The sequence below is a fragment of the Caballeronia sp. INML3B genome, assembly GCF_023631305.1.
GTDB classification, from domain to species: domain Bacteria; phylum Pseudomonadota; class Gammaproteobacteria; order Burkholderiales; family Burkholderiaceae; genus Caballeronia; species Caballeronia turbans.
The window spans coordinates 1-23,343 of record NZ_JALQDI010000014.1 but is presented as its reverse complement, the minus strand read 5'-3'; the positions used below and the strand labels follow the sequence as shown (position 1 = coordinate 23,343).

At 63.1% G+C, this 23,343-nt stretch carries 15 protein-coding genes; 11 read left to right on the top strand and 4 right to left on the bottom strand.

Annotated features, from left to right (window positions below; translation table 11 throughout):
* Nucleotides 1-83: 83 nt before the first annotated feature.
* From rluB to truB, 6 genes are all read left to right on the top strand, one after another.
* Entirely contained in the window at nucleotides 84-1,964 is a 1,881-nt protein-coding gene (rluB, locus tag NCS58_RS08870; protein WP_250538265.1) for a 23S rRNA pseudouridine(2605) synthase RluB, read from the top strand.
* Nucleotides 1,965-2,340: 376 nt separating this feature from the next.
* Complete coding sequence (gene rimP, locus NCS58_RS08865) at nucleotides 2,341-2,799, top strand: ribosome maturation factor RimP (RefSeq protein WP_061121091.1); 459 nt, start codon at nucleotides 2,341-2,343, stop codon at nucleotides 2,797-2,799.
* On the top strand, nucleotides 2,796-4,271 hold the full coding sequence (gene nusA, locus NCS58_RS08860) for a transcription termination factor NusA (RefSeq protein WP_061121092.1): 1,476 nt from the start codon (nucleotides 2,796-2,798) through the stop codon (nucleotides 4,269-4,271). Before rimP ends, nusA begins: the two co-directional genes overlap by 4 nt.
* Before the next feature lie 93 nt (nucleotides 4,272-4,364).
* The gene (infB, locus tag NCS58_RS08855) at nucleotides 4,365-7,349 is read left to right on the top strand and encodes a translation initiation factor IF-2 (protein WP_250476756.1); all 2,985 of its coding nucleotides are present in this window, start codon (nucleotides 4,365-4,367) and stop codon (nucleotides 7,347-7,349) included.
* Between the two features lie 95 nt (nucleotides 7,350-7,444).
* Nucleotides 7,445-7,831, top strand: coding sequence for a 30S ribosome-binding factor RbfA (gene rbfA, locus NCS58_RS08850; protein ID WP_061121094.1), 387 nt, complete (start codon nucleotides 7,445-7,447; stop codon nucleotides 7,829-7,831).
* 3 nt (nucleotides 7,832-7,834) lie between these two features.
* Nucleotides 7,835-8,773 (top strand): tRNA pseudouridine(55) synthase TruB, encoded by a 939-nt coding sequence (truB, locus tag NCS58_RS08845; RefSeq protein ID WP_250538264.1) that lies wholly within the window; start codon nucleotides 7,835-7,837, stop codon nucleotides 8,771-8,773.
* A 57-nt stretch (nucleotides 8,774-8,830) separates the two neighbouring features.
* Here truB and NCS58_RS08840 read toward each other — a convergent pair whose 3' ends face one another.
* From NCS58_RS08840 to NCS58_RS08825, 4 genes are all read right to left on the bottom strand, one after another.
* Nucleotides 8,831-10,390, bottom strand: coding sequence for a DHA2 family efflux MFS transporter permease subunit (locus tag NCS58_RS08840; protein ID WP_061121096.1), 1,560 nt, complete (start codon nucleotides 10,388-10,390; stop codon nucleotides 8,831-8,833).
* A gap of 13 nt (nucleotides 10,391-10,403) precedes the next feature.
* The gene (locus NCS58_RS08835) at nucleotides 10,404-11,651 is read right to left on the bottom strand and encodes an efflux RND transporter periplasmic adaptor subunit (protein WP_250538263.1); all 1,248 of its coding nucleotides are present in this window, start codon (nucleotides 11,649-11,651) and stop codon (nucleotides 10,404-10,406) included.
* Nucleotides 11,652-11,702: 51 nt separating this feature from the next.
* On the bottom strand, nucleotides 11,703-13,229 hold the full coding sequence (locus NCS58_RS08830) for an efflux transporter outer membrane subunit (RefSeq protein WP_250538262.1): 1,527 nt from the start codon (nucleotides 13,227-13,229) through the stop codon (nucleotides 11,703-11,705).
* 75 nt (nucleotides 13,230-13,304) lie between these two features.
* Nucleotides 13,305-13,820 carry a MarR family winged helix-turn-helix transcriptional regulator gene (locus NCS58_RS08825; protein ID WP_061121099.1) on the bottom strand — a complete coding sequence of 172 codons (516 nt, stop codon included), beginning with the start codon at nucleotides 13,818-13,820 and terminating at the stop codon, nucleotides 13,305-13,307.
* A 311-nt stretch (nucleotides 13,821-14,131) separates the two neighbouring features.
* Between NCS58_RS08825 and typA the strand changes: the two genes are divergently transcribed.
* From typA to zapE, 5 genes are all read left to right on the top strand, one after another.
* Nucleotides 14,132-15,958 carry a translational GTPase TypA gene (typA, locus tag NCS58_RS08820; RefSeq protein WP_061121100.1) on the top strand — a complete coding sequence of 609 codons (1,827 nt, stop codon included), beginning with the start codon at nucleotides 14,132-14,134 and terminating at the stop codon, nucleotides 15,956-15,958.
* Between the two features lie 318 nt (nucleotides 15,959-16,276).
* Nucleotides 16,277-19,135: a 2-oxoglutarate dehydrogenase E1 component gene (locus tag NCS58_RS08815; protein ID WP_061121101.1), complete on the top strand. Its 2,859-nt coding sequence runs from the start codon at nucleotides 16,277-16,279 to the stop codon at nucleotides 19,133-19,135.
* A gap of 83 nt (nucleotides 19,136-19,218) precedes the next feature.
* Nucleotides 19,219-20,517: a 2-oxoglutarate dehydrogenase complex dihydrolipoyllysine-residue succinyltransferase gene (gene odhB, locus NCS58_RS08810; protein ID WP_061121102.1), complete on the top strand. Its 1,299-nt coding sequence runs from the start codon at nucleotides 19,219-19,221 to the stop codon at nucleotides 20,515-20,517.
* A gap of 86 nt (nucleotides 20,518-20,603) precedes the next feature.
* Nucleotides 20,604-22,034 carry a dihydrolipoyl dehydrogenase gene (gene lpdA, locus NCS58_RS08805; protein ID WP_250538261.1) on the top strand — a complete coding sequence of 477 codons (1,431 nt, stop codon included), beginning with the start codon at nucleotides 20,604-20,606 and terminating at the stop codon, nucleotides 22,032-22,034.
* Between the two features lie 84 nt (nucleotides 22,035-22,118).
* Complete coding sequence (gene zapE, locus NCS58_RS08800; RefSeq protein WP_061121104.1) at nucleotides 22,119-23,216, top strand: cell division protein ZapE; 1,098 nt, start codon at nucleotides 22,119-22,121, stop codon at nucleotides 23,214-23,216.
* Nucleotides 23,217-23,343 lie beyond the last annotated feature (127 nt).

The window sequence follows — 23,343 nt, the reverse complement described above, 5'->3', positions numbered from 1 at the left end:
ATCATTTCGAGACGACCAGCCGGACCGATCAGCGGATTTTTAGACGCGCCCGCGACGGGCGCGCTTCGACATTTGAGGTTGTTTTGACACACTCCCACGACAGCGATTCGCCTGAATCCGCGCGCCCGGCGCATGCCGCGGACGCACCCGAGTCGGCCGATGCCGGCGAACGCACGCGCGCCGACCGCGCCGATGAAGGCAGCGAGGGCGAAGATCGCCCGCGTCGCGGACTGCGCCGCGGGCCACGCAGCCTGATCGCACGGCGTCGCGCTGTCGCGAAGACCAAGGACGCCGAAGGCGCGCCGGATGCCGTGAACGAGACGCCGCCCGATGGCGTCGTCGCCGCACCGGTCCGCACCCCGCGCAGGGACCCAAGCGCAAAGCCGCGCAAGAGCGAAGGGGCCAGCCCGCGCGGTCGAAAGAACGTGCGCGCCGCGACGGGTGAGGCCAGTGTCGACGCGGCGGACGAACCGGTCGCGCAGGCCGCCGTGCCCGCGCCGCGTGAAGGCGGGCGGCGCAAGAACCCGCCGCAGCAAAAGCGCGGCAAGCGCAACGACTCGGGCCCCGCGACCGCCGAGAGCGCAGCCGCTGCCGCCGTCGACGACGTGTTCGCCTACGTGACTTCCCCGGCTTTCGACGCCGACAACGGTTCGGGCGGCGTGCGTGCACCTATGCTGCGACGCGGCCGCAACGCCCCGCAGCAAAAGCGCGTGCTGGAACCGGACGACGATGCGCCGAAGCTGCACAAGGTGCTCGCCGATGCGGGCATGGGTTCGCGCCGCGACATGGAAGAGCTGATCATCGCCGGCCGCGTGTCGGTGAACGGCGAGCCGGCGCATATCGGCCAGCGCATCATGCCGTCCGATCAGGTGCGCATCAACGGCAAGCCGCTCAAGCGCAAGCTCGCGAGCAAGCCGCCGCGCATCCTGCTCTATCACAAGCCGACGGGCGAGATCGTCAGTCACGCGGATCCGGAAGGCCGTCCGTCCGTGTTCGACAAGCTGCCGTCGATGAAAACCGCGAAATGGCTCGCGGTCGGCCGTCTCGACTTCAACACGGAAGGCCTGCTGCTGCTGACGACGTCGGGCGATCTGGCGAACCGCTTCATGCATCCGCGCTACAGCGTCGAGCGTGAATACGCGGTGCGTGTGGTCGGCCAGTTGTCGGAGGCGATGAAGCAGAAGCTGCTGAAGGGCGTCGAACTCGACGACGGTCCGGCCAACTTCCTGCGCATTCAGGACGGCGGCGGCGAAGGCACGAATCATTGGTATCACGTCGCGCTGGCTGAAGGCCGCAATCGCGAAGTGCGCCGCATGTTCGAGGCGGCGGGTCTGATGGTGAGCCGCCTGATCCGTACGCGTCACGGTCCGATCGCGCTTCCGCGAGGTTTGAAGCGCGGCCGGTGGGAGGAACTCGAAGACAATCAAGTGCGCAGCCTGATGGAGTCGGTCGGCCTGAAGCTGCCGACAGCCGAGAAGGGCGGGCGCAATGCGGCGCCGCGCGTGCAACCCGATCCGATGCAGACGTCGATGGGATTCATCACGCGCGAGCCCGCGCTGAGCTCGCACGCGCGCATGACGCAGCAGCAGACGCCGGGACGCGGCGGGCGACGAGGTCAGCCGGGCGGCATGGCAGGCGGCTTCGGGCTCGGCGGCATGGGCGGATTCGGCGGCAACGCGGGCACGGGCAACGCCGGTGGCATGGGCCGTCGCGGCGGGCGCGAAGCGAACGGCAATCGCGTCGGCAACGAGCCGAACGGCAATCGTGGCAACGGCGGCCGGCAGGGTCCGCGCGGCGCTCGTCCGCAAGGCGCGACGCAGGGCATGGGCGGCGCGGGCAAGCGCGCCGCGGGCGCAAATGCGCCGCGTGGCAATCGCCAGGGCGGTGCGCAGCAGGGTTTGGGGCAGGGCAAGGCCGGCGGCAGCGCCAACCGGGGCGGGCGTAACCGCTCACGCGGTCGCTGACCGCGGTAAAGCGCAAAGAATGCACATATACGTCGCCGCGAATCGGGTGCGATGACTCGCGCCTGCTTCCGGTGACGAAAAACATGTGGCTGACGCTTCGGGATCGCGCAGACAGATCAACGTGAACTTGGGCTCAACAGGCTGAAAGAGCGCGTTACGTTTGTGTTTATCCTGAAAAATGGCTAAAATCACAAAGTCGCTGGGCACGTAGTTTTTTCGCTGCCCGGGTGCGACCTCGGTTGAAGAAGATGGGCGTTGCGCCCATTTTTTTTTGGCTTTTCGGTTCGGCATCTCGGGAGCAGGGGTGCGCGCCCGCATGAAGGCGCTCGCCCGCAGGTGTTTTGGCGTGGAGCGCGCGAAACACCTTGGAGTTACTGTGCAACTGACGGAATTGATAGAAACCACGGTCTCGGGCTTAGGCTACGAGCTTGTCGATCTCGAACGTTCGGGAGGCGGCATGTTGCGTGTCTATATCGACCAGCCGGCTGGTATCGCCATCGAAGACTGCGAGAAGGTCACGCGCCAGCTCCAATACTTGCTCGAAGTCGAGAACATCGATTACGACCGGCTCGAAGTATCGTCGCCGGGGCTCGACCGCCCGCTCAAGAAACTGGCGGATTTCGAGCGCTTCGCGGGGAGCGAAGTCTCCATCACGTTGAAAAAGCCGCTGGACGGGCGCAAATCGTTCCGTGGCATCTTGCACGCGCCTGACGGCGAAAAGATCGGATTGGAATTTGAAGGGAAGGACGGCGCTGCGATGCTCGATTTCACGCTCGCGGACCTCGATAAAGCACGTCTCGTCCCCAAGGTTGATTTTAGGAGCCGCAAACAATGAGTCGCGAAGTATTGATGCTGGCGGATGCGCTGGCACGCGAAAAGAACGTCAACAAGGACGTCGTGTACGCAGCGCTGGAAGCTGCGCTTGCTTCCGCAACGAAGAAGCTCTTCGAAGAAGACGTAGATATCCGCGTCGCCATCGACCGTGAGAGCGGCGAGCATGAAACCTTCCGCCGCTGGCGCGTCGTGCCGGACGAGGCCGGCCTGCAAGAGCCGGATCAGGAAATCCTGTTGTTCGAAGCGAAGGAGCAGAAGCCCGACGCGGAGGTGGACGACTTCATCGAGGAGCCGATTCCGTCGATCGAGTTCGGCCGCATCGGCGCGCAGGCCGCCAAGCAGGTCATTCTGCAGAAGGTGCGTGACGCGGAGCGCGAGCAGATCCTGAACGACTTCCTCGAGCGCGGGGAAAAAATTATGACCGGCTCGGTGAAGCGCCTGGACAAGGGCAATTTCATCGTCGAGTCGGGCCGGGTCGAGGCGCTGCTGCGCCGTGATCAGCTGATTCCGAAGGAAAATTTGCGCGTGGGCGACCGCGTGCGCGCATATATCGCGAAGGTGGACCGCACCGCGCGCGGTCCGCAGATCGAGCTCTCGCGCACCGCGCCCGAGTTTCTGATGAAGCTCTTCGAACTGGAAGTACCGGAAATCGAACAGGGGCTGCTGGAGATCAAGGCGGCAGCGCGCGATCCCGGTGTGCGTGCGAAAATCGGGGTGATCGCCTACGACAAGCGCATCGACCCGATCGGCACGTGCGTCGGCATCCGCGGTTCGCGAGTACAGGCCGTGCGCAACGAGCTCGGTGGCGAGAACGTCGACATCGTGCTATGGTCGGAAGACCCCGCGCAGTTCGTTATCGGCGCCCTCGCGCCGGCAGCCGTGCAGTCGATCGTCGTCGATGAAGAAAAGCACTCGATGGACGTCGTCGTGGACGAGAACGAGCTCGCCGTCGCCATCGGCCGTGCCGGCCAGAACGTGAGACTCGCGAGCGAACTCACCGGCTGGCAAATCAATATCATGACGCCGGACGAGTCGGCGTTGAAACAGAACGAAGAGCGTGGCAAGTTGCGCGACCTGTTCATGGCGCGTCTGGATGTGGACGAGGAAGTCGCCGACATCCTGATCGACGAAGGCTTTACGAGCCTCGAAGAAATCGCCTACGTGCCGCTCAACGAAATGCTCGAAATCGAAGCCTTCGACGAAGACACCGTGCACGAACTGCGCAACCGCTCACGCGACGCGCTGCTCACGATGGCGATCGCCAACGAAGAGAAAGTGGAAGGCGTCGCGCTCGATCTGAAGAGCCTCGATGGCATGGACAACGAGCTGCTTGCAAAGCTCGCGGAGCACCAGATTCAGACCCGCGACGAACTCGCGGAGCTGGCAGTCGATGAACTGGTCGAAATGACCGGTATGGAAGAGGATGCCGCTAAGGCGTTGATCATGAAAGCACGTGAACACTGGTTCCAGTGAGAAATGACCATGGCGCACTGATATTTGGCGGCCTGTTTGGCCGCGTGACCCCGATCTAACCGCAAGGATCTGTCCTTGCATCAAGAGGAATGAATGGCGAGTAACAACGTAGCCCAATTTGCCGCGGAACTCAAAATGCCTGCGGGCGTCCTGCTCGAGCAGTTGCAGGCGGCTGGCGTCCAGAAAGCGAGCGCGAATGACGACCTGTCCGAAACGGACAAGGCGCGTCTGCTCGATCATTTGCGCAAGTCGCACGGTTCCGCCGACGCCGACAAGCGCAAGATCACTTTGACCCGCCGGCATACGTCGGAAATCAAGCAATCCGACGCAACGGGTAAAGCTCGCACCATTCAGGTCGAGGTGCGCAAGAAGCGTGTTTTCGTGAAGCGTGACGAACCCGGTCTCGAGCAGGCCGAGGCGGCGCCGAATCACGTCGAAGAGCCGGAAGTCGACGAGGCCGAACTGCAGCGTCGCGAGGAAGAAGCGCGCCACGCCGCCGAGCAGCTCGAGCGCGAAGAGCGCGAACTGAAGGAGCAACAGGCGAAGCTCGAACGCGAAGAGGCCGAGCGCCGCGCCCGCGAGGAAGCGGCGGAAGCCGAGCGCAAGAAGCAAGAAGCGGAAGCGGCGCGCCGTGCGGCGGCCGCGGCTCAGGCCGCGGAAATCTCGCGTTCGGTGCAGTCCGCGCGTCAGGAAACGCGCACGCAACCGGCAGTCGAAGCGAAGCCGGAACCGAAGCAGGACGACACCGCTCGACGCGAAGCCGCGGAAAAGGCAGCGGAAGAGAAGGCTGCGAGCGAGCGTGCTGCTCAGCGTGAAGCCGCGAAGAAGGCGGAAGAAGACGCGAAAGCCAAGGCTGAAAAGACGCGTCTGGAGCAGGAAGCCATCGCGAAGCGCCGTGCAGCGGCGGAAGCCGAAGCGCGCGCGATCCGCGAAATGATGAACACCCCGCGCAAGGCGCAGGTGAAGGCGCCGGAACCCGCGCCCGCACCGAAGCCGGTGGAAGCGGCGAAGGCCGCCGAAGCAAAGGGCACGCTGCACAAGCCCGCGAAGCCGGAAGGCGCGCAGGCGGCACGTCCGGCGGCGAAGAAGCCGGCTGCAGGCGGTGCGACGACTCCCGCGTCGACGGCTCCGGCAGGCGCTGGCGACAAGAAGAAGGCCGGCAAGGGCGGCTGGCAGCAAGACGACGCCTCGAAGCGCCGCGGCATGAAGACACGCGGCGATTCGAGCGGCGGCGTTGATCGCGGCTGGCGCGGCGGTCCGAAGGGTCGCGGCAAGCATCAGGACCAGTCGACGTCTTTCCAGGCGCCGACCGAGCCGATCATCCGTGAAGTGCATGTGCCGGAAACCGTCTCCGTGGCCGACCTCGCGCACAAGATGTCGGTGAAGGCTTCGGAAGTCATCAAGGTGATGATGAAGCTCGGCCAGATGGTCACGATCAACCAGGTGCTGGATCAGGAAACGGCGATGATCGTCGTCGAGGAACTGGGCCATCGCGCGGTTGCGGCGAAGCTGGACGATCCGGAAGCGCTGCTCGTCGAAGGCGAAGCCACGGAAGACACGGCAGAAAAGCTGCCGCGTCCGCCGGTCGTCACCGTCATGGGCCACGTAGACCACGGCAAGACCTCGCTGCTGGACTACATCCGTCGCGCGAAAGTGGCGGCGGGCGAAGCGGGCGGCATCACGCAGCATATCGGCGCATATCACGTCGAAACGCCGCGCGGCGTCATCACCTTCCTCGACACGCCGGGTCACGAAGCCTTTACGGCAATGCGTGCGCGCGGCGCGAAAGCGACCGACATCGTCATTCTGGTGGTCGCGGCGGATGACGGCGTGATGCCGCAGACGAAGGAAGCGATCGCCCACGCGAAGGCGGGCGGCGTGCCGATCGTCGTCGCGATCAACAAGATCGACAAGCCGGAAGCCAACCCGGACCGCGTGAAGCAAGAGCTCGTCGCGGAAGGCGTGGTGCCGGAAGAGTACGGCGGCGATTCGCCGTTCATCGAAGTGTCGGCGAAGACTGGCCGCGGCATCGACGACCTGCTGGAAAACGTGTCGCTGCAAGCCGAAGTGCTGGAGCTGACCGCGCCGGTCGAGGCCGCTGCGAAGGGTCTCGTCATCGAAGCCAAGCTCGACAAGGGCAAGGGTCCGGTCGCGACCATTCTGGTGCAGTCGGGCACGCTGAATCGCGGCGATGTGGTTCTCGCGGGCAGCGCCTACGGCCGTGTGCGCGCTATGCTTGACGAAACCGGCAAGCCGACGAAATCGGCCGGTCCGTCGATCCCGGTGGAAATCCAGGGTCTTTCGGAAGTGCCGGCGGCGGGCGAGGAAGTCATCGTGCTGCCGGACGAACGCAAGGCGCGCGAAATCGCGCTGTTCCGTCAAGGCAAGTTCCGCGACGTCAAGCTGGCGAAGCAGCAGGCCGCCAAGCTCGAGAACATGCTGGAACAGATGGGCGAAGGCGAAGTGCAGAACTTGCCGCTCATCGTCAAGGCAGACGTGCAAGGCTCGCAGGAAGCGCTGGTTCAGTCGCTGCAGAAGCTGTCGACCAACGAAGTGCGCGTGCAGATCGTGCACAGCGCGGTCGGCGCCATCAGCGAATCGGACGTCAACCTGGCGACGGCGTCGAAGGCGGTCATCATCGGCTTCAACACGCGTGCGGATGCGCAAGCCCGCAAGCTGGCCGAGTCGAACGGCATCGACATCCGCTACTACAACATCATCTACGACGCAGTGGATGAGGTGAAGGCGGCGATGTCCGGCATGCTTGCGCCGGAGAAGCGCGAGACGGTGACGGGCATGGTCGAGGTGCGTCAGGTCATCCGCGTGCCGAAGGTCGGCCTGATCGCAGGTTGTATGGTGACGGACGGTGTCGTCAAGCGCTCCTCGTCGGTGCGCGTGATTCGCAACAACGTCGTGATCCACACCGGCGAGCTCGATTCGCTCAAGCGCTTCAAGGACGACGTGAAGGAAGTGCGTCAGGGCTTCGAGTGCGGTATGTCGATCAAGAACTTCAGCGACATCGTGGAAGGCGACCAGTTCGAAGTCTTCGAAGTGACGGAAGTGGCTCGCACACTGTAATGCGCTAGCCGCCGAGAAAAGGGCGGGGTGAGCCTGGCGGCTCGCTCCGCCCTTTTTGCTTCAGGCGGCGCGAAAAGAAACACGGAAACGACATCATGGCTAAAAGACGGACATCCACGAACCGCAACGTGCAGATTGCGGACCAGATTCAGCGCGATCTTTCGGAGCTCATGCGCGAGGTCAAAGACCCGCGCGTGGGTCTCGTGACGATTCAGAGCGTCGAGCTCACGCCCGACTACGCCCACGCGAAGGTCTATTTCACGACGCTCACCGGCGATCCGAAACAGACCGAGCAGGGTCTGAATCACGCCGCGGGACATCTTCACAATATGCTGTTCAAGCGCCTGCATATCCACACGGTGCCGACGCTGCATTTCCACTATGACCAGACGATCGAGAAGGCCGTCGAAATGTCGCGCCTGATCGACGAAGCGAACGCTTCGCGTGCGAAGGATGCCGACGATGGTCAGGAAGGCGCCTGAGCGATGAGCGGTTCGAAGAACGAGGCGCGGCCGAAGATTGCGCGCCGCGCGCTGGATGGCGTGCTGTTGCTCGACAAGCCGCTCGGGCTGTCGAGCAACGACGCGCTCATCAAGGCGAAGCGGATTTATCTCGCGAAAAAGGCGGGCCACACGGGCACGCTCGATCCGCTTGCGACGGGCTTGCTGCCGCTGTGCTTCGGCGAAGCGACGAAGTTTTCGCAAGATCTGCTCGATGCCGACAAAGCATATGAAGCGACCATGCGACTGGGGATTCGCACGACGACCGGCGATGCCGAAGGCGAGGCCATCGACACGCGTGACGTTACGTGCGACGAGGCGGCGGTTTCCGAAGCGATGACGAAGTTTCTCGGCGACATCATGCAGGTCCCGCCGATGTACTCCGCTCTGAAGCGCGACGGCAAGCCGCTTTACGAATACGCGCGTGCGGGTCAGACGGTGGAACGCGAAGGTCGCCAGGTGACGATTCACGCGTTGCGGCTGCTCGCATGCGCATTGCCGCTCGTGACGTTTCGCGTAACGTGCAGCAAGGGCACGTATGTGCGCACGCTGGCGGAAGATATTGGCGAGGCGCTCGGATGCGGCGCGCATCTGACGGCGCTGCGGCGCACGGGCGTCGGCGCGTTGACTCTGGAGCACGCGGTCACGCTGGACGAACTGACCGGCATGAACGAAGCAGAGCGCGATGCACGGCTTCAGCCCGTCGATGCGCTTCTTTCGACCTTTCCCGCGGTCCAGTTGAACGATGAAGCGACGAAGCGCTTCCTGCACGGCCAACGCCTGCGTTTGGCTGACGTCGTCGAAACTCGTCTCGAAGAAGGCCGCGTGCGCGTCTATGCGCAGGGCGGCGGTCGCTTGCTCGGCGTGGCGCGCGCGGGCGAAGGTGTGCTTGCGCCCGAGCGGCTGATCGTTACAGCGCAATGAAAAAGAGCCCGATTGATCGATCAATCGGGCTCTTTTCTTTCTACAGCGACAATTCGGTCAATGCGCCGCCGACGCCGCCGCTGCCGAATCCCCGCCGCCCGAACGCTCGGGCCGTGTGATCCAGATCAGCGCGATCAGCGCGACGAAAATCCCCGCCGAGATATAAAACATGTCGTTCACGCCGAGTTGCGCGGCCTGCTGTGTCGCCATGCTGTTGTACAGGCCGTAGGACTGTTCCTTCGAGAAGCCGAGCGTGCCCATCTGCTGCATCGAGTTTGCGAAGACAGGGTTATACGAGTTGGCCTGCTCGACGAGTTGCGCGTGATGCACGATCGAGCGATGCTCCCACGCCGTCGAAAAGATCGACGTGCCGATGCCGCCGCACATGATCCGCACGAAGTTCGACAAGCCCGACGCCGCAGGAATCCGATGCCCAGGCAAGCCCGACAGCGTGATCGACACGAGCGGAATGAAGAAGCCCGCCATGCCGATGCCTTGAATCACCGTCGGCAACGTGAGCGCCCACGTATCGACGCCGGTCGTATAGCGCGAGCGCATCCAGAAGCACAACGCGAACACGAGAAACGCCGCGGTCGCGATATAGCGCGGATCGGTTCGAGGCAGGAACTTCCCGGTGATCGGTGAAAGCAGGATCGCGAACAGGCCGACTGGCGCCATCACGAGGCCGGCGTTCGTCGCGGTGTAGCCGATATCGGTTTGCAGCCATAGCGGCAGCAGCACCAGGTTGCCGAAATAGAGCCCGTAGCCGATCGACAGCGCGATCGTCCCGCCGGTGAAATTGCGCAGTTCGAACAGCGACAGGTCCACGACCGGATGCTCCGCCGTCAGCTCCCACACGATGAAGAAGGCGAACGAGATCACCGCGATCAGCGCGAGCACGACGATCGTCGTCGAGTTGAACCAGTCGAGATCCTTGCCCTTGTCTAGCATGACCTGCAGCGAGCCCACCCAGATTACCAGCAGCGCGAGCCCGACGGTGTCGATCGGCGACTTGCGGATCGCGGAGTCACGATCCCGGAAGATCGCGAACGTGGCGATCGCCGCGGCGATTCCGACCGGAATGTTCACGTAGAAGATCCAGGGCCACGAGATGTTGTCCGAGATCCAGCCGCCGAGCACCGGACCCGCGACAGGTGCGATGAGCGTGGTCATCGACCACATCGAGAGCGCCATCGGCGCTTTTTCGCGCGGATAACTCGCGAGCAGGAGGGTCTGCGACAGCGGGATCATCGGGCCGGCGACCGCGCCTTGCAGCACGCGCGCGGCAAGCAGAAACGGCAGCGTCGGCGCAAGGCCGCAGAGCCACGACGCGAGCACGAACAGGATGATCGAGCCGAGGAAGAGCCGCACCTGGCCGATGCGCTGCGTGAGCCAGCCCGTGAGCGGCACCGAGATCGCATTGGCGACCGCGAACGACGTGATGACCCACGTGCCCTGATCCGATGACACGCCGAGGTCGCCGGATATCGATGGAATCGAGACGTTCGCGATCGACGTGTCGAGCACGTTCATGAACACCGCGAGCGATACGGCAATCGTCCCGATGACGAGTTTTCCGCCCGACAGCGGGGGATGAACGACGTTTTGCGAAGACATTGGGCGAGTCCGCTTACATCAGCTTGGCGGCCGATGCGGACTTCGTCGCCTTGCCGCGCGCCGACGATGTGCTCTGCGCCGACGAACCCGTGCCCGTGCCCGCATTCTGCTGGATGATGCGCGCGATTTCCTGATCGGCCTGCGCGCCGTAGTTGTCGAACACGTTGGTCTGGTACACCGTGTTCCGCGCGTTGCCGAGCTGGCCGCCTTCCTCGTTCTTGATCGTCACGTCGACGTTCATCGAGAGGCCGATACGCAGCGGATGCTGCTCCAGTTCCTTCGGATCGAGTTCGATACGCACCGGCAGGCGCTGCACGACCTTGATCCAGTTGCCCGTCGCGTTCTGCGCGGGCAGCAGCGAGAACGCCGAGCCCGTGCCGGCCGAGAAGCCGATGACCTTGCCGTGATACACGACGCTCGAACCGTACAGATCGGCAGTCAGTTCCACCGGCTGGCCGATGCGCATGTGCTTAAGTTGGACTTCCTTGAAGTTCGCATCGACCCACACGGCGTTGAGCGGCACGATCGCCATCAGCGGATTGCCCGGCGCGACGCGCTGGCCGACCTGCACCGAACGCTTCGCGACGTAGCCCGTCACCGGCGCCGGCAGCGTGTTGCGCGCGAAGTTGATGTACGAGTCGCGGACCTTGGCGGCGGCCGCAAGCACATTAGGATGCTCGGCGATCGTCGTGTTTGCCGTAAGCGAGCGGTTCGACGCGAGTTCCTGCTCGGCGGCGTCGAGCGCGGCCTGCGCGCTACGGACGGCGTCGCGTGCGTGCGAGATTTCTTCCTGCGACACCGCGCCCGTCTGTGCGACCTGCATGCGGCGCTTCAGATCGTCCTGCGCGCGCGACAGATCCGATCTGCGCAATGCGATCTGCGCTTCGTACTGGTTGTTGTTGACGAAGAACGTGCGGACCTGACGCACCGTCTGCGCGAGATTCGCTTCGGCCTGGTCGAGCGCGACCTTCGAATCGGCCGGATCGAGCGCGACGAGCGGGTCGCCCACTTTCACAGTCTGCGTGTCGTCCGCGTTCACCGAGATCACCGTACCGACGACCTGCGGCGTGATCTGCACGACGTTGCCGTTGACGTACGCATCGTCGGTGGCTTCGTGAAAGCGCGCGACGAGGAAGTAATACAGCCCGTACGCGACAGCGGCGATGACGATGACCAGCACGATCAGCGTCATCAGCCGGCGGCGTTTGCCGTTGTTTTGCTTCGGCGCTGGCGCGGCCGCGGTTTGTTGAGGGTCGCTCATGAAAGACTCCGAATATTCCGTATTGGTCTGATGCGTGTTCTTGTGCGCGGCTTACTTCGATGGCGTGGCCTGATTTGCCGCTTGCGTGTTCGCCTGATTCTGCCCGCTGCCGTCGATCGCGAGATTCGTGCTCGTCGCGTCGAAGCCACCGCCGAGCGATTTGATCAGCGCGATTTGCAGATCGGTGCGCTTCAGGCGCAGGTTCGTTACGGTCTGCTCGTTGGCGAGACGGTTTTCGTCGGCGTTGAGCACCTGCAACTGCGGCGACAGGCCGGCCTTGTAGCGGATTACCGCGAGCTGATACGCGCTCGTCGCCGCCGCGAGCGCGCGCTGCGCATCCGCCATCTGTTTGTCGAGCGAGCGGATCGCGGAAATGTTGGTCGCGACATCGTTCATCGCATTGATGAGCGTCTGATTGTAGTTCGCGACATTGCCCTCGAAGTCGGCGTAACGGCCCTTCAACTGGGCGCGCAGGGCGCCGGCATCGAAAATCGGCAGATGCACCGCCGGCCCGATCTGGATCTGGCGGCTGCTCGCCTGCAGGAAGCGGCTCCAGCCGAACGCGTCGAAACCGAAGGCCGCCGCGAGGTTGATGTCCGGGAAGAACTCGGCTTTCGCTTCCTTGATGTTGTGCGTCGCGGCTTCTACCTGCCAGCGCGCGGCGACGATATCCGGGCGGCGCGCGATGAGGTCGGCGGGAACGTTGTCCGGCAGCGTCATGTTGACGTTCGGATCGATCACGGGCTTGGCGATCTGCAGACCGCGGTCCGGGCCCTTGCCAAGCAGCGCGGCGAGCTGATAGCGGACGGTTTCGATTTGTCCGTCGAGCTCGGTCATATTGGTCTGGCTCGTCGCGACGTTGCCTTCCGCCGTGCGGCTCTCGACCCTGGTGTCGAGCCCGGCCGCGACCCGTCCGTTCGTGATGCGCCCGACGTCCTGCCGGTTCGCGATCTCGCGCTGGGCGACGTCACGCAGCGCGTACAGCAGCGCGAGCTGGTTGTACGTGCGCGCAACCGATGCCGCCAGCGTCACACGCGCCTGCTGCATGTCCGCTTCGGCGGCCTTCTCCTGCGACACCGCCATGTTCAGCCGCGAGCGATTCTTGCCCCACAGATCGAGTTCCCACGACGCGCTCGCGAGCACGTTGTTCTCGCTGAACCAGGTGCCGCCGTAGGGTGGCGGGAAGAGGGCGTTGGCCGAATACAATTCGCGCGTCCACGAATACGATCCGTTGACCTTCGGATAGAGCGCCGAGCGTGACGTTTCGATATATGACGACGCCTTCGCGATCCGCGACTGCGCCTGCGCGATGGTGGGATTGTCCGCGAGCGCCTCGTCGATCAGTCGCGGCAACTGCGGATCGCCGAACTGCTTCGCCCAATCGAGCGCCGGCCATTGGCCGCCTTGTCCCGGCAGGCTTTGCGTAGCCTCGAAGTTTTCAGGCGCGGCAATCTGCTTGTCGCTCGAGATGCCTGCGTAGTTCGCGCAACCGGCAAGCGCGAGCGCGGCTATTGCGGCGACCACGGCGCTATTGACACGGCGCTCGCCGCGCAGCGCGGACAGGGAAAGCTGTTTCATATCTCGTTTCTTGAGATGAGACTTAAAGATGGACGTTGCAATCATTTTGTAGGCTGCCGACGACAAATTTGCTTGTCATCGCAATGACGTACCAGGCTTATCGTTTCCGGCGAGCAACGATGCCACGGAGGGATCACAGGAGTTGGCCAGAATCCGGCGCAGCATGCTCTTCAGGAAGCCCACTTCTTCGGGCGTGAAGCCCGCGAGGAGGTTGTCCAGCACGCGCGTAAAGATGGCGGGAATCTTCTCGGCCGTTGCCTGGCCTTCGTCCGTCAGCGCGAGGCGCACGACGCGCCGGTCTTCCTCGCTGCGGACGCGCGAAAGCAAGTCACGTTTTTCCAGCCGGTCGATGAGGCGCGTCACGGCGCTCGCGTCTATGCCGTATTCACGAGCGATGTCCGCGGCCGTCAGGCACTTGCCGACCGCCAGCATGAAGAGGATGCTCGCCTGTGTGCTCGTGATGCCCAGTTCGGAGGTCGTGTGTTGCGTGACCATGTTCCACATGGTCGAGCGCACCCGGCTGATCAGGTAGCCGACGCTCTCGGCGAGCACGTAATCGCCGATCGCCGCAGATTTCGGAGCGTCGCTCATGGAAAATATTATGCGGTTGCAATAGTTGACTAGGCAGGATTATAGGGGGGCATTTCAGTCGCTGCAAGAAGCTTTTCTGAATCTGCTTAACAATCCAATCCATGCGGGTGCGATGGGGGCTCCTGCCTGGCCGTCTTACGGGTTGCGTCCTATTGCAAGGGAAGGACATCCATGCGTGCTATAATTTACGGTTCTCACCGCGCCGGGCCCGCGTAGTCATGCTTGCATGACGGTTTCAAGGGGGGCTTGCCGAGCCATGAAGTCTCACTGAAGAGACTCGCTCCGACGGCGCACAACCAAGACATCTCTATATGACTCGCGCCCTCCGCAATATCGCCATCATTGCCCACGTCGACCACGGCAAGACCACGCTCGTCGACCAGTTGCTCCGTCAGTCGGGCACGTTCCGGGAAAACCAGCAGGTCGCCGAGCGCGTCATGGACTCGAACGACATCGAAAAGGAACGTGGCATCACGATCCTGGCGAAGAACTGCGCTGTCGAATACGAAGGCACGCACATCAATATCGTCGATACGCCGGGACACGCCGACTTCGGCGGTGAAGTGGAGCGCGTGCTGTCGATGGTCGACTCCGTGCTGCTGCTCGTCGACGCAGTCGAAGGCCCGATGCCGCAAACGCGGTTCGTGACGAAAAAGGCGCTCGCGCTGGGTCTCAAGCCGATCGTCGTCATCAACAAGGTGGACCGTCCGGGCGCGCGTATCGACTGGGTGATCAACCAGACCTTCGATCTGTTCGACAAGCTCGGCGCGACCGAAGAGCAGCTCGACTTCCCGGTGGTGTATGCGTCGGGTCTGAACGGCTACGCCGGCCTCGACCCCGAAGTGCGCGAAGGCACGATGCGCCCGCTCTTCGAAGCCATTCTCGAACACGTGCCGGTGCGTCCGGCCGATCCTGACGGTCCGCTGCAACTGCAGATCACGTCGCTCGACTACAACTCGTACGTCGGACGTATCGGCGTGGGCCGTGTCGCGCGTGGCCGCATTCGTCCTGGCATGCAGGTGGCGGTGCGGTCGGGTCCGGACGGCGCGATCATCAATCGCAAGATCAATCAGGTGCTGTCGTTCCACGGTCTCGAGCGGGTGCAGGTCGAAGAAGCGCAGGCCGGCGATATCGTGCTGATCAACGGTATCGAGGAAATCGGCATCGGCGTGACGATCTGCTCGCCGGATAACCCCGAAGCGCTGCCGATGATCACCGTGGACGAACCGACGCTCACGATGAACTTCCTCGTGAACTCGTCGCCGCTCGCGGGCAAGGAAGGCAAGTTCGTGACGAGCCGCCAGATTCGCGACCGTCTCACCAAGGAACTGAACCATAACGTGGCGCTGCGTGTGAAAGACACGGGCGACGAAACCACGTTCGAAGTGTCGGGCCGTGGCGAACTGCATCTGACGATTCTCGTCGAGAACATGCGCCGTGAAGGCTATGAGCTCGCGGTGTCGCGTCCGCGCGTCGTGCTGCAGGAAATCGATGGCGTGAAGTGCGAGCCGTATGAAAACCTGACGGTCGATATCGAAGACCAGCATCAGGGCGGCGTGATGGAAGAACTCGGCCGCCGCAAGGGCGAAATGCTCGATATGACCTCCGACGGCCGTGGCCGCACGCGTCTCGAGTACAAGATCTCGGCGCGCGGTCTGATCGGCTTTCAGAGCGAGTTCCTGACGCTCACGCGCGGCACGGGTCTGATGAGCCACACGTTCGATTCGTACGCGCCGGTAAAGGAAGGCTCGGTCGGCGAGCGTCGCAACGGCGTGCTGATCTCGCAGGACGATGGCGCCGCCGTGGCGTATGCACTGTGGAAGCTGCAGGATCGCGGCCGCATGTTCGTGTCGCCTGGGGATGCGCTCTATGAAGGTATGATCATCGGCATTCATAGCCGTGACAACGACCTCGTCGTGAACCCGATCAAGGGCAAGCAGTTGACCAACGTGCGCGCGTCGGGCACCGACGAAGCCGTGCGCCTCGTGCCGCCGATCCAGCTGTCGCTGGAGTACGCGGTCGAGTTCATCGACGACGACGAACTCGTTGAAGTCACGCCGCAATCGATCCGCCTGCGCAAGCGTCATCTGAAGGAGCACGAGCGCCGCCGCGCGAGCCGCGAGGCGAACGCCGAGTAAGCTTCAGGCATCGGTTCGCATTGACAGGGCAAAAGCCGCCTTCGGGCGGCTTTTCCTTTTTCGACTGCGTGCAAGAGTCCCTTGCTTATCTCGTGAAAGCCCGCACATGCTTGTTGCATAAAGGATGACGAGGTCGAGCGCATGCGGCGATCGGTCATATGACGATTGGTTCTGTGCTATGCTTCTCAGATTAGCTGTCGCTTTTTAGGTCCTTCCAAGCAGACTTGATTCGCGCAATCCGCTAAACGGTCAGGCCGTGGCGCGGAAGGTTTCGTAACCCGCACTTCCTCGAGAAACTCGAAGAAAGGTGAGCGTAAAATGATGAAGCAATTCCAGTCGAACTCCTATCTGTTCGGCGGTAATGCTCCGTACGTCGAAGAGTTGTACGAGCAATATCTCGATAATCCCGCGTCAGTGCCCGAGACCTGGCGAGCCTACTTCGACGCGTTGCAGAACGTGCCCGCTTCGGACGGCACGGCTCACAACGACGTGGCCCACGGCCCGATCGTCGAGTCTTTTGCCCAGCGCGCGAAGGCGAATGCCTTTCTGCCGCGTGAAAGCACTGGCGACCTCACCACCGCACGCAAGCAAGTCTACGTTCAATCGCTGATCGGGGCGTATCGCTTCCTCGGCACGCAATGGGCCAACCTCGATCCGCTCAAGCGCCGCGAGCGTCCGGCCATCCCCGAACTCGAACCCGGTTTCTACGACTTCACCGAAGCCGACATGGATCAGGTGTTCAACGCGAACAACCTGTACTTCGGTTTCGAGCAGGCATCGCTGCGTGACATCGTGAAGGCGCTGCGCGATACGTACTGCGGCACGATCGGCGCCGAATTCATGTACATCAGCGATCCGGAACAAAAGCGCTGGTGGAAGGAGAAGCTCGAGTCGATCCGCTCGACGCCGAACTTCTCCAATGAAAAGAAGAAGCACATCCTGAATCGCCTGACGGCGGCCGAAGGCCTCGAGCGTTTCCTTCACACCAAGTACGTCGGTCAGAAGCGCTTCTCGCTGGAAGGCGGCGAGAGCTTCATCGCGTCGATGGACGAAGTCGTGCGCCACGCCGGCAAGAGCGGCGTGCAGGAAATCGTCATCGGCATGGCGCACCGTGGGCGTCTGAACGTGCTGGTCAATACGCTCGGCAAGATGCCGGCGGACCTCTTCGCCGAATTCGAAGGCAAGCACGTCGATGACCTGCCGGCCGGCGATGTGAAGTACCACAAGGGCTTCTCGTCGGACGTGTCGACCGAAGGCGGCCCGGTTCACCTGTCGCTCGCGTTCAATCCGTCGCACCTGGAAATCGTGAATCCGGTGGTCGAAGGTTCGGCCAAGGCGCGTATGGACCGCCGCGGCGACGAAGAAGGTCTGCAAGTGCTGCCGGTGCAAGTGCACGGCGACGCGGCCTTCGCGGGCCAGGGCGTCGTGATGGAAACGCTGAATCTCGCGCAGACGCGCGGCTACGGCACGCACGGCACGCTGCACATCGTCATCAATAACCAGATCGGCTTCACCACGTCGGACCCGCGCGATGCGCGCTCGACGCTGTACTGCTCGGACGTCGTCAAGATGATCGAAGCGCCGGTGCTGCACGTGAACGGCGACGATCCCGAAGCCGTCGTACTCGCCACGCAGCTCGCGATCGACTTCCGCATGAAGTTCCACAAGGACGTGGTCGTCGACATCATCTGCTTCCGCAAGCTCGGCCACAACGAGCAGGATACCCCCGCGGTCACGCAGCCGCTGATGTACAAGACCATCGCGAAGCATCCGGGCACGCGCGCCGTCTACGCGGAAAAGCTCGTGCAGCAAGGCGTGATCACGGCCGACGACGCGGACAAGTACGTCAAGGAATATCGTCAGGCGATGGACGAAGGCCATCACACGATCGATCCTGTGCTCTCGAACTACAAGAGCAAGTACGCGGTCGACTGGGTGCCGTTCCTGAACCGCAAGTGGACGGACGCGGCCGACACCGCCGTGCCGCTCGCCGAACTGAAGCGTCTCGCCGAGCGCATCACGACGATTCCCGAGAACTTCAAGGTTCACCCGCTCGTCGAGCGCGTGATCAACGACCGCCGCGCGATGGGTCTCGGCGAAGCCAAGCTCGACTGGGGCATGGGCGAGCATCTCGCGTTCGCGTCGCTGGTCGCATCGGGCTACGCCGTGCGTCTGACGGGCCAGGACTCGGGCCGCGGCACGTTCACGCACCGTCACGCCGTGCTGCACGATCAGAACCGCGAGCGCTGGAACGACGGCACGTACATTCCGCTGCAGAACATCGCGGAAGGCCAGGCCAAGTTCACGGTGATCGATTCCGTGCTGTCCGAAGAAGCGGTGCTCGGTTTCGAGTACGGCTATTCGACGGCCGAGCCGAACACGTTCGTCGCGTGGGAAGCGCAGTTCGGCGACTTCGTGAACGGCGCGCAAGTCGTGATCGACCAGTTCATCTCGTCGGGCGAAGTGAAGTGGGGCCGCGTCTCCGGTCTCACGATGATGCTGCCGCACGGCTACGAAGGTCAGGGTCCGGAGCACTCGTCGGCGCGTATCGAGCGCTTCCTGCAACTGTGCGCGGATCACAACATGCAAGTGGTCCAGCCGACGACGCCGGCGCAGGTCTTCCATCTGCTGCGCCGTCAGATGATCCGCCTGTTCCGCAAGCCGCTCATCATCTTCACGCCGAAGTCGCTGCTGCGCCACAAGGAAGCCGTGTCGGATCTGGCGGAACTGTCGAAGGGCTCGTTCCAGCCGGTCATCGGCGAAGTGGAAGAAGGGATCGAGGCGAAGAAGGTCAAGCGTGTGATCGTGTGCTCGGGCCGCGTGTACTACGACCTCATCGCGCATCGCCGCGAAGCGAAGAGCAACGATGTCGCCATCGTGCGTATCGAGCAGCTGTATCCGTTCGCGCACAAGCAGTTCGACGCGGAACTCAAGAAGTATGAGAACGCGACCGAAGTGGTCTGGGTGCAGGACGAGCCGCAAAACCAGGGCGCCTGGTTCTACGTCGAGCACCATCTGCGCGAAGGCATGCGCGAAGGCATGAAGCTGGCCTACAGCGGCCGTCCGGCTTCGGCTTCGCCGGCGGTCGGCTACTACGCGAAGCACTACGAGCAGCAGAAGGCGCTCGTGGAAGGCGCGTTCGGCCGCCTGAAGGGCGCGCAGGTCATCGCGAAGTAATCAACGCTTGAGAGACCGGGCGCGCGCGCCGCAGCCCGGTCCCGACGCTCGAACACACAGACACGCATTAGGACAATACAGAAATGGCTATCGTAGAAGTCAAGGTTCCCCAGCTTTCCGAGTCGGTCTCGGAAGCGACCATGCTGCAATGGAAGAAGAAGCCGGGCGAGGCTGTCGCCCAGGACGAAATCCTCATCGAAATCGAAACCGACAAGGTCGTGCTCGAAGTGCCCGCGCCGTCCGCAGGCGTGCTCGCGCAAGTGATCAAGCACGACGGCGATATCGTTGCCGCCGACGAAATCATTGCCAAGATCGACACCGAAGCGAAAGCGGGCGAAGCGGTCGCCGCTGCCGGCGACTCCGAAGTGAAACCCGCGCCCGTAGCTGAAGCGGCCGCCGCGACGGCAGCTCCCGCAGTCGCGCAGGCATCGGCGGGTTCGACCGGTGGTGCAGCATCGCCCGCGGCGACGAAGATTCTGGCCGAGAAGGGCGTGTCGGCGGATCAGGTTTCCGGCTCGGGTCGTGACGGCCGCATCACGAAGGGCGACGCGCTCGCCGCTTCGGCGTCCGCACCCGCCGCCAAGGCTGCCGCGCCGGCTCCGGCCGCCGCGCCCGCGCGCGCCGCCAAGCCCTCGCTGCCGCAAGTTTCGGCGCCGGCATCGGCGGATCAATGGCTCAAGGACCGTCCGGAACAGCGCGTGCCGATGTCGCGTCTGCGCGCGCGTATCGCCGAGCGTCTGCTCGAATCGCAGCAAACCAACGCCATCCTGACGACGTTCAACGAAGTCAACATGGCGCCCGTCATGGATCTGCGCAACAAGTACAAGGATCGCTTCGAGAAGGAACACGGCGTGAAGCTCGGCTTCATGTCGTTCTTCGTGAAGGCCGCCGTGCACGCGCTGAAGAAGTTCCCGCTCGTGAACGCTTCGATCGACGGTAACGACATCGTGTATCACGGCTACTTCGACATCGGTATCGCGGTCGGTTCGCCGCGCGGTTTGGTGGTGCCGATCCTGCGTAATGCCGATCAAATGAGCCTCGCCGACATCGAGAAGAAGATCGCCGAATTCGGCCAGAAAGCGAAGGACGGCAAGCTGTCGATCGAAGAAATGACCGGCGGCACGTTCTCCATCTCGAACGGCGGCGTGTTCGGCTCCATGCTGTCGACGCCGATCATCAACCCGCCGCAGTCCGCGATTCTCGGCGTGCATGCCACGAAGGAACGCGCGGTCGTGGAGAACGGCCAGATCGTGATCCGCCCGATGAACTACCTCGCGCTGTCGTACGACCACCGCATCATCGACGGCCGCGAAGCCGTGCTGTCGCTCGTCGCGATGAAGGACGCGCTGGAAGATCCGGCCCGTCTGCTGTTGGACCTGTAAGAACTCAGTGCCTTCGATGCGCGCGATAGGCTCGCGCGCATCGCATGAGGCTGCTCCGCATGAGCGGAGATAGACCAAGGAAAGTCATGTCCAAAGAATTTGATGTCGTCGTGATCGGCGCGGGCCCTGGCGGCTATATCGCGGCGATTCGCGCAGCGCAGCTCGGCAAGACGGTTGCGTGTATCGAGAAGTGGAAGAATCCGGCCGGCGCGCTGAAGCTCGGCGGAACGTGCCTGAACGTGGGCTGCATTCCGTCGAAGGCGCTGCTCGCGTCGTCGGAAGAATTCGAGAATGCGTCGAAGCATCTGGCCGATCACGGCATCAGCGTGTCGGATGTGAAGCTCGATGTGTCGAAGATGCTCGCCCGCAAGGACGGCATCGTCGAGAAGATGACGAAGGGCATCGAGTTCCTGTTCCGCAAGAACAAGATCACGTGGCTCAAGGGGCACGGCAAGTTCACGGGCAAGAACAACGCCGGCGTGCAGATCGAAGTCTCGGGCGAAGGCGAGACGGAAGTCGTTACGGCGAAGAACGTCATCATCGCGACGGGCTCGAAGGCACGTCATCTGCCGAACATTCCGGTGGACAACACGTTGATCGCCGACAACGAAGGCGCGCTCTCGTTCGACTCGGTGCCGAAGAAGCTCGCCGTGATCGGCGCGGGCGTGATCGGTCTGGAACTCGGCTCGGTGTGGCGTCGTCTGGGTGCGGACGTGACCGTGCTCGAAGCGCTGCCGCAATTTCTCGGCGCCGCCGACGAAGCCCTCGCCAAGGAAGCCGCGAAGCAGTTCAAGAAGCAGGGCCTCGACATTCACCTCGGCGTGAAAATCGGCGAAGTGAAGACGACGGGCAACGGCGTGTCGATCGCTTACACGGATAACGCGGGCAACGCGCAAACGCTGGTAGCGGACCGCCTGATCGTGTCGATCGGCCGCGTGCCGAACACCGATAACCTCGGTCTGGAAGCGATCGGCCTGAAGGCCAACGAGCGCGGTTTCATCGACGTCGACGATCATTGCGCGACGAGCGTGCCGAACGTGTACGCAATCGGCGACGTCGTGCGCGGCCCGATGCTCGCGCACAAGGCGGAAGACGAGGGCGTGGCGGTGGCGGAGATCATCGATGGTCAGAAGCCGCACATCGACTACAACTGCGTTCCGTGGGTCATCTACACGGAACCGGAAATCGCGTGGGTCGGCAAGACCGAACAGCAGCTCAAGGCCGAAGGCCGCGAGTACAAGACCGGCCAGTTCCCGATGATGGCCAACGGCCGCGCATTGGGCATCGGCAAGGCTGAAGGCTTCGTCAAGATGATCGCGGACGCGAAGACCGACGAAATCCTCGGCGTGCACGTGATCGCCGCCGACGCGTCGGATCTGATCGCGGAAGCGGTCGTCGCGATGGAGTTCAAGGCGGCGTCGGAAGACATCGGCCGTATTTGCCATCCGCATCCGTCGCTGTCGGAAGTGATGCGCGAAGCGGCGCTGGCCGTCGACAAGCGCGCGCTGAACATGTAAGAAGCTCGGCTTCGGGCAGTAAGGCATCGCACACGAAGGCGAGCGGATGAAACCGCTCGCCTTCGTCACTTCATACGGCAGAAGATGAACGTCACCGAATACTACGAAAGCGAACTGCGCACGCGGGGTTATCAATCGGATGAGGCGCAGCTCGCGGCGGTCGCGCGCCTGCAGCGCTGCTACGAGGAGTGGGTCGCCTACAAGGGCCGCCGCTCCAACGCGCTCAAGAAGTTTCTCGTGCGTCCGGACCTGCCGCGCGGTGTCTACCTGTGGGGCGGCGTCGGGCGCGGCAAGAGCTTTTTGATGGACAGCTTCTATGCCGTCGTGCCCGTGCAGCGCAAAACGCGCCTGCATTTTCACGAGTTCATGCGCGAGGTGCATCGCGAGCTGGAAGAGCTGAAAGGGCAGGCCGATCCGCTCGACGAACTCGCGAAACGCATCGCCAAGCGTTTCAGATTGATCTGCTTCGACGAATTCCATGTCTCGGATATCGCCGACGCGATGATTCTCTATCGCCTGCTCGACCGCCTCTTCAAGAACGGCGTGCAGTTCGTGATGACGTCCAATTACCAGCCGGACACGCTGTATCCGGAAGGGCTGCATCGCGATCGTCTTCTGCCTGCGATCGAGCTCATCAAGGAACATCTCGACGTGCTCAACGTCGACGCCGGCACCGACTACCGCAAGCGCACGCTGTCGCAGGTGAAGGCGTATCACACGCCGCTCGGGGCGGCGGCGAGCGAGGCGTTGCGCGCGGACTACGCAAAGCTCGCGGCCGTCCCCGACGAAAGCCCGATCCTGCACATCGAAAAGCGCGAGATCAAGGCGCTGCGCCGTGCCGACGGCGTCGTGTGGTTCGACTTCGCGACGCTCTGCGGCGGGCCGCGCTCGCAGAACGACTATCTGGAACTGTCGAACCGGTTTCATGCGGTGATCTTGTCGGACGTACCGCAGATGACGCCACGCATGGCGTCCGAGGCGCGTCGCTTCACGTGGCTCATCGATGTGTTCTATGACCACAAGGTGAAGCTGCTGATGTCGGCAGCCGTGCCCGCGGAAGAGCTGTACGTGGAAGGGCCCATGGCCAACGAATTCGCGCGCACGGTGTCGCGCATCATCGAGATGCAGTCGAAGGAGTATCTCGAGGCGCCACGGCGCGTCGCGGATATTTCGCTCACCTAATACGAGTATCAAAAATCTGCGATAGGCCAATCGGCATAAGGCTTTGGTGGGGCGGCCTCAAATCTGAAGTGCAACACCTGTCTCATATAAGGTGTTGCGATGAACGAAAGAACCCAGTACAAGCAAC